4 protein-coding genes and 1 pseudogene are annotated in these 3,900 nt (G+C 40.2%); 1 reads left to right on the top strand and 4 read right to left on the bottom strand.

Annotated elements, in window-relative coordinates:
* The 4 genes from MV676_RS05965 to MV676_RS05950 form a co-directional block, all read right to left on the bottom strand.
* Positions 1–906, bottom strand: a 906-nt coding sequence (locus MV676_RS05965; protein ID WP_297445797.1) for a hypothetical protein, incomplete at its 3' end; no start/stop codon positions are given.
* Positions 881–1,852, bottom strand: coding sequence for a hypothetical protein (locus MV676_RS05960; RefSeq protein WP_297445796.1), 972 nt, complete (start codon positions 1,850–1,852; stop codon positions 881–883). The genes MV676_RS05960 and MV676_RS05965, both read right to left, overlap by 26 nt.
* 10 nt (positions 1,853–1,862) lie before the next feature.
* Entirely contained in the window at positions 1,863–2,777 is a 915-nt protein-coding gene (locus MV676_RS05955; protein WP_297445795.1) for a hypothetical protein, read from the bottom strand.
* A complete protein-coding gene (locus tag MV676_RS05950) occupies positions 2,701–3,627 on the bottom strand; it encodes a hypothetical protein (protein WP_297445794.1) in 927 nt (308 codons plus the stop codon). The genes MV676_RS05955 and MV676_RS05950 overlap by 77 nt, the downstream gene beginning before the upstream one ends.
* A gap of 88 nt (positions 3,628–3,715) precedes the next feature.
* Between MV676_RS05950 and MV676_RS05945 the strand changes: the two are divergent.
* Positions 3,716–3,900: pseudogene (locus tag MV676_RS05945) on the top strand (hypothetical protein); the annotation flags it as partial.

The raw sequence follows: 3,900 nt of genomic DNA, 5'->3' as shown, positions 1-3,900 counted from the left end.
ATTGTATATACAGTAAGTTCCAGGCATCGGCTCATATCCACTATTGGGACAGTAGATTACATTGGCCTCACAGGAAAATACCACACCTGCCGGATCTGTCATTCCAAATGAATACATTTTCATTCTGTTGTATTCGGCCACGTATTCTCCGATTGTCTGAACAATGTCATTACTTCCTACACTCAGATAAGTTTCACAGGCATTTTTTAAAAAGTTATAAAGTGGATTCATTGAATACGCTTCTGTATAAGAGTCAGGCAGTCTTTCAGTTCCATAGTCAAAATCAACGTGTTCTCCGTGGTTTGTTGCCTCTCCGCAGACCTCTCTATATGCATTCTCTAATGCCAGAAGCGTATATGCCTGCTTGTCTATTTTTCTTTTTTCACCTATTAAAACTCCAAGCCTTAACGCCTGCTGGTTAATTTTGAACAGTTCTACAGCCGTATTGTATTTCCCTTTTAGAGTAATTTTGCTCGGCTGAGGAATCCAGGAGCTATCAAAGTTGGCTAAAAAGTGTTTCGTTTCACTTTTTAGATAATTTTGATAGTCTGTTCCCTCCCACTTTAAAACCTCTATCCCATCCTGTCTTATCGTATCTTTGTACCTGAAGTAATCCTCGGTGGTAAATTCGCTGTCTAACGGCACTTCCTTGCTAAAGAAGTAGGCCATATTTTCGTTAAGGTAGTAGTAGTAATCTTTTTTATTATCTAACTCGGTGATTTTATCTCCGTTGATAAAGTATTTGTAGAGAAAGTTTAAAAAACTATTTTGATAAGAAAAGTCCTCACTAATACTTTCCTGTTCTGCACTTTTAACTTCGTCCACCTGTGGGGTTATATCAGCTCCACTTACCGTGCCCGTCACAAGTAGAGCAAGTATGCTAGAAACCGTAAGTAGCTTTCTCATTGTTTTCCAGTCCTCCGTAGGTGGCTGAAAGGTTAAACAGCTCAAGCTCTGCCTGCTGAACCTCTGCCTTTAATGTTTCAAGTTTGGACAGATAGTTAAGGCAGAGTATTTTCCTGGTTTCCCTTTCCTGTTCTACAAGGATTTCAGTCATTTTCTCAAGAGAACTCGTAATCGGCCTGTAGTGAAACTCTCCCTCAACCCTGGAATAACAGCTTCCTGCACAGGAACAATGACATCTACAGACAACGTGTATCTTATCGGGAGTATCGTCCGGGGGAAAGTCGTAGTCCGGCTTTTCGTCTGCGGTTTGACAGAAGTCGTCCATGTAGTCCATTAATGTCTGAGTTTCCTCTTTCAGCCTTAAAACCTTTTTAACATAACCGAGAAGAACACCTTCTCTCAATGCCTGCTGATTTACACGGTAGAGATAGTAGAGGTCGTATCCACGGGGAAGATTGGCCTTCTGCACGTTAAAGTTGGGCTGTGGAATGTAGCCGACCGAAAAACCTGCTACAATACCGGCAACAAGACCTGTTAACATCTTATTGCCGTCGCTTCCGTTAAGACCGGGATCGTTTTCTACAATAGAGGCATACTTGCTGACAAGATTCCTGTAGTCATCGTAGGTAAAGTCCCGTCCCAGACTGCTTTTCTTTCCTGCAATAGCTGTAAATGCCATATTGGAAAGCAGGTAGAAGTCCATTTTGTTCATATTCTCAATACTGCTGTCATTTATAAGCCTACTTCCGTTGTAAAAGTACTTTCCGAGGGCGTCCAGGTAGGAATCATCTGAACTAACCTGATAATCTCCTATGTTGATATCCTTTAGGGAGTCTATAACATCTTCTATCTGTGCCGAATGAACGGGAATACTCATTCCCAGGTATGCCGATAGAGTTAAAACTCCTACCTGCAATACCTTTTTAAGTTTTTCCTTTATTCCCATAACAGTCCTCCTAGTACATTCCTGATTCGTCGGCCGAAAGTTTTGAGTGCATTTCTGTTATCCTTGCAAGCTGGGCTCTCATAGTGGCCAGTTCCGTCAAATACTGTGCACAGAGAATCTTTCTCTGTTCTCTGTGCTCTTTCATTAAAAGATAGGTCTGTTCGAGTATGGAAGAAGCAACGGGTCTGTAGTACTGAACCATTGTAAAGATAAAAACATAAAAACACCAACAGCAGTGGTGGGGTCCACAACAGCAGGCACAGAAGTGGTATCTCCTGTATGTCCATATGTCCGGCGTCGGATCAGGGGCAACCGTTCTGTGCTCTACATTATCAAGCTCTCCACAAAAATCTCCGAGCTGTCTGTAAAGCTCAACTATTCTTTTTGAATAGTTTTCTATTTCGTCTGCATCTTCAGACCTTACTACCTCTCTTAAACCCTTGAGTGCTACCTTTGTTCTGTTCTGCATTGTCATATTTCGATAGTAGTTTACAGTCGTTCCCGACGGCTGAACCGAGAGAATAGGTTCAAGAACAGCCACATCTGATATAAGAGCAAGCTGAGAGTATGTCTTTTCAGCTACCTTATCCACAACATCTCTATAGGAGTCAAAGTCCTTTACAGTCAGGTAATTTCTTAAAAGAATAACAGTATTTCCCGTAACAAGGCCGTATTTGTCCATCTTGTTCTGCGTGTCTTCGTCAACGATTTTCTGGTCATTTCTTAAGTAATTTTCTACTACATCAACAAACGGAATACCAGTAGCAATCGAATATACAGGAGTTTCCTTTCCCGATATCTCCTCTTCCACTCCGTTTACATCACTAACGGCCTCGTTTATAGTTTTACTAAAAGAGCTTAAAGGGAAGAGGATTGTACTTATCAGTAAGAGTATTAAGAATGTTATACTTCTTATCGGCCTCATAGAAACTCCTCAGGAAAAGGTAGGGTTCTACTTTATCCTTATAAATTTTAACCTTCTTTTCCTTGTCGTCAAAATAGTAAGTAACAGGGAGAAGTTTTCTTGCATATATTCCGAGTCCGATTTTAAAGGTCGAATCTTTAATGTAGATAGCCGCCAACCCGGTAGGCATATTGCCGTACATTGAAACAAGATGGTGCCACAGGAGAAACTCTGTAAAAAATGTAAACTTCTCTACATCTTCGTTGGGATAGAATTTTTTAAAGTGTTCTACAATTAGCTTTTTATAGTGTTCAACATCTTTTCTCATCTTTTCAGTTTCGAACTTAATGTCTTCTCCCTCTATAACTGCTCCACCCATAAGTTTGTGAAGTGTGTCAAAGTCTTTAAACCATTCGTTTATCCTTTTTGGAATTTTTTTAAATATAACTTTTGTCTTTTTGGGAATTTTCATAACAGGTTCTTTTTTGGCAATCTGGTAGAAAAACGAACGCTTGTTAGAAGTCCACTTTGTTATGTAGAGCATTAGTGCTACGGGAACGGTTATGTAGAACAGCAGTTCAACTATTGCTCTTTTTTTGTGGCCGTAAAAGTTCTCTTTCCATATGTTCAGAGGCGTCGGAACAGGATAAAGTTCCTCTATTTTTTTGGCTTCTTTTATTCGTCCCTGAGCCCTGTATTCTTTTACGGCCTGCTTGATTTCAGGTGGGTAGAAGAAGTTGTGCAGGAAGTTAATCCCTATGTAGAAAAGGAAAATTCCTGCAAAAAAGGTTACTATGCTGTTTATAAGCCGTTCTTTAAATACCTTTTCCTTGACTTTATGACTTTCGGTAAGGTATTCCTGCTTGGCCATTCCGTTTCCTCTTTTCCTGTATATTTTAATACAGGTTTTTTGTTTTTGTGCTATAATAGGCTAAAATTCCATATAAGGGGTGCAGGTTATGAAGAAAGGAATAGTAATCGGAGTTCTTGCAGGACTAACGCTTCTGACTGGTGCACGGGCAGAACAGCTCTATACAAACTTTTCAGCCGAATCTGTAAAACAGGAAAAACCAAAGTGTCCCGGAATCGGAGAAGCGTATAAAGCAGGATTTCAGGCAGGAAAAAAGGAAGGGTACGAAAAAGG

Origin of the sequence: Desulfurobacterium sp. (genome assembly GCF_027028515.1) — a bacterium.
Lineage (GTDB): Bacteria > Aquificota > Aquificia > Desulfurobacteriales > Desulfurobacteriaceae > Desulfurobacterium_A.
The sequence above is the reverse complement of the archived record's forward strand: the minus strand, read 5'-3'. Positions and strand labels throughout refer to the sequence as shown.